Origin of the sequence: Streptomyces sp., assembly GCF_031178505.1 — a bacterium.
In the GTDB taxonomy this organism is placed as follows: domain Bacteria; phylum Actinomycetota; class Actinomycetes; order Streptomycetales; family Streptomycetaceae; genus Streptomyces; species Streptomyces gulbargensis.
Genome location: NZ_JAPSIW010000962.1, coordinates 1 through 2,145, shown reverse-complemented (window position 1 = coordinate 2,145; position 2,145 = coordinate 1). Strand labels below are relative to the sequence as shown.

3 protein-coding genes are annotated in these 2,145 nt (G+C 77.0%); 1 reads left to right on the top strand and 2 read right to left on the bottom strand.

Annotation, left to right across the window (positions count from 1 at the left end; genetic code table 11):
- Nucleotides 1-98 precede the first annotated feature (98 nt).
- The gene (locus tag RIF68_RS35100; protein ID WP_309055604.1) at nucleotides 99-1,082 is read right to left on the bottom strand and encodes an ATP-binding cassette domain-containing protein; all 984 of its coding nucleotides are present in this window, start codon (nucleotides 1,080-1,082) and stop codon (nucleotides 99-101) included.
- The gene (locus RIF68_RS35095; RefSeq protein WP_309055603.1) at nucleotides 1,079-1,237 is read right to left on the bottom strand and encodes a hypothetical protein; all 159 of its coding nucleotides are present in this window, start codon (nucleotides 1,235-1,237) and stop codon (nucleotides 1,079-1,081) included. The genes RIF68_RS35100 and RIF68_RS35095 overlap by 4 nt, the downstream gene beginning before the upstream one ends.
- 249 nt (nucleotides 1,238-1,486) lie before the next feature.
- Here RIF68_RS35095 and RIF68_RS35090 point away from each other — a divergent pair, with 249 nt between their 5' ends.
- Nucleotides 1,487-2,032: a hypothetical protein gene (locus RIF68_RS35090; RefSeq protein ID WP_309055601.1), complete on the top strand. Its 546-nt coding sequence runs from the start codon at nucleotides 1,487-1,489 to the stop codon at nucleotides 2,030-2,032.
- The last annotated feature ends 113 nt before the right edge of the window (nucleotides 2,033-2,145 follow it).

The following is a 2,145-nucleotide window of genomic DNA, read 5'->3' as shown; positions in this document are numbered from 1 at the left end:
CGCGAGGTCCTCGGCGCGCGGGGCGACGAAGTCCGTGGCGTCGGCGGCCCCGGCCGGACCGGCCGCGGGGTCCTTGTCCTTGCCGGTGGTGACGGTGGTCATGCCGGCGGTCCCTTCCGTTCCGTCAGGGCGAGGAACACCTCGTCCAGGCTCGGCTGCCCGAGCGCGAAGTCGTCCACGGCGATCCCCGCCCGCGACAGCTCCGCCAGCGCCCGCGCCGCCTGCTCCGCCGCACCCCGCTCCGTACCCCGCCCGTCGACCGTCGCGGTGAGGGCCACCGGGTCGGCGTCGAGCTGGACGGAGGTGCGCAGGGCGCCGGCGAGGACCCGCTCGGCGTCCGCGCGCCGCGCCGGGTCCCGGAGCCGTACGTGCACGGAACCGGCGCCCACCGAGGCCTTCAGCTCGCCCTTGGTGCCCTCGGCGATCACCCGGCCGTGGTCGATGACGGCGATGCGGGAGGCCAGCCGGTCCGCCTCGTCGAGGTACTGCGTGGTGAGCAGCACGGTCGTGCCCTGCTCGACGACCGCGCGCACGATGTCCCACACCTGGTTCCGGCTGCGCGGGTCGAGGCCGGTGGTCGGCTCGTCCAGGAACAGCAGGTCCGGGGTGTTGAGCAGGGAGGCCGCGATGTCGATCCGGCGCCGCATGCCGCCCGAGTACGTCTTCACCTGCCGGCCCGCCGCCTCCGACAGCCCGAAGGCGGCCAGGAGCCGCGCGGCCCGGTCCCGCGAGGCCGCTCGCGTGTGCCCGAGCAGGCGCGCGAGCAGCACCAGGTTCTCGGTGCCGGTCAGGTCCTCGTCGACCGAGGCGTACTGGCCGGTGAGGCTGACCCGGCCCCGTACCGCGTCCGCGTCGGTGACCACGTCGCGGCCGAACACGCGGGCGCGGCCGCCGTCCGGGCGCAGCAGGGTCGCCAGGACCTTGACGGTCGTGGTCTTGCCGGCGCCGTTGGGGCCGAGGACCCCGTAGACGGTGCCGGCGGGGATCCGCAGGTCGACGCCGTCGACGGCGCGGTTGGTGCCGAAGACCTTGACCAGGCCCTCGGTCTCGACGGCGAGCCCGCCGTCCCCGCCGCCGCTCATGCCGCGCCCCCGCCGGGCGTGTCGTCCGCACCGGGCGGGCCGTCCGGCTCCGTGCGGCGGCGGCCGGTGGCGGGATGACGGGTGGCGCGGTGGCCGTTTCGGGCCGGCCGCTTCCGGCCGCCGGTCCGCGCGGTTCGCTCGTGGTCGTCGGTCATGCCGTGTCCTCGTGCCGGTCCGTCCTGCCGTGTCCTCCGGCTCCTGCCCGCACCTCCGGGCCGGTCGCGCGGCGCGCCGGGGCGCCGGGGCCCCGAGGGGCGCTCCTCCCAGTCTGCTGCGGGAGCCACCGGCCCGCCACCGCCGCCGGGCGGCGGCCCGGAGGGTGTACGGCGGCTCCACCGCGCGGCGGAGGAGGACCGTTCGCCGGGGCGACGCCCCGTACCCCCGGCCCGGCGGAACCTGCTCCCATGATGAGCATCAAGGCCCTTGCCGGCGTGCCCCGTTGGGCCGTCCTCGCCGCCCACGCCGTGCCCCTCCTCACTCTGCCGTCCGGCCTGTGGCGCCTCGCGCTCGTCGCCGGCCTTCCGGTCACCCAGGACGCCTGGCACCACGGTCCGGGCGGGATGATGAGCACCGGGGAGGCGGTGTACGTGGTCTCCCTGAGCGTCGTGTCCGAGCTGCTGGCCTTCCTCACCCTGGGGCTCGTCCGCCCGTGGGGCGAGGTCCTCCCGCGCCGGATGCCGTTCCTCGGCGGCCGGCCGGTGAACCCGGTGGTCGCGTGGCGGACCGCGTTCGCCGGCGTCACGGGCCTGTGCGCGCTCATCGCCTGGGGGTTCTACGCCTCCGCCGCCGGCCTCGGGCCCGGGATACCGGCCTCACCGGCGCAGGAGGCGCTGGTGATCGTCTGCTACGCGCCGCTCCTCGCCTGGCCGGTGCTGCTCGCCGCCGTGGCCGTGGACCACCGGCGCCGCCACACCGCACCGGGCGCGCGGGCCGGCGCCCTCGGTCAGTAGGGCGCGGGCCGTCCGGCGGCGTCCTCGTGCGTGTAGAAGAGGTAGAAGGCGGCGCAGGAGACGGCGGCGGCGACCACGATCCCCAGCACCGCCGCCGACAGGACACTGGCACC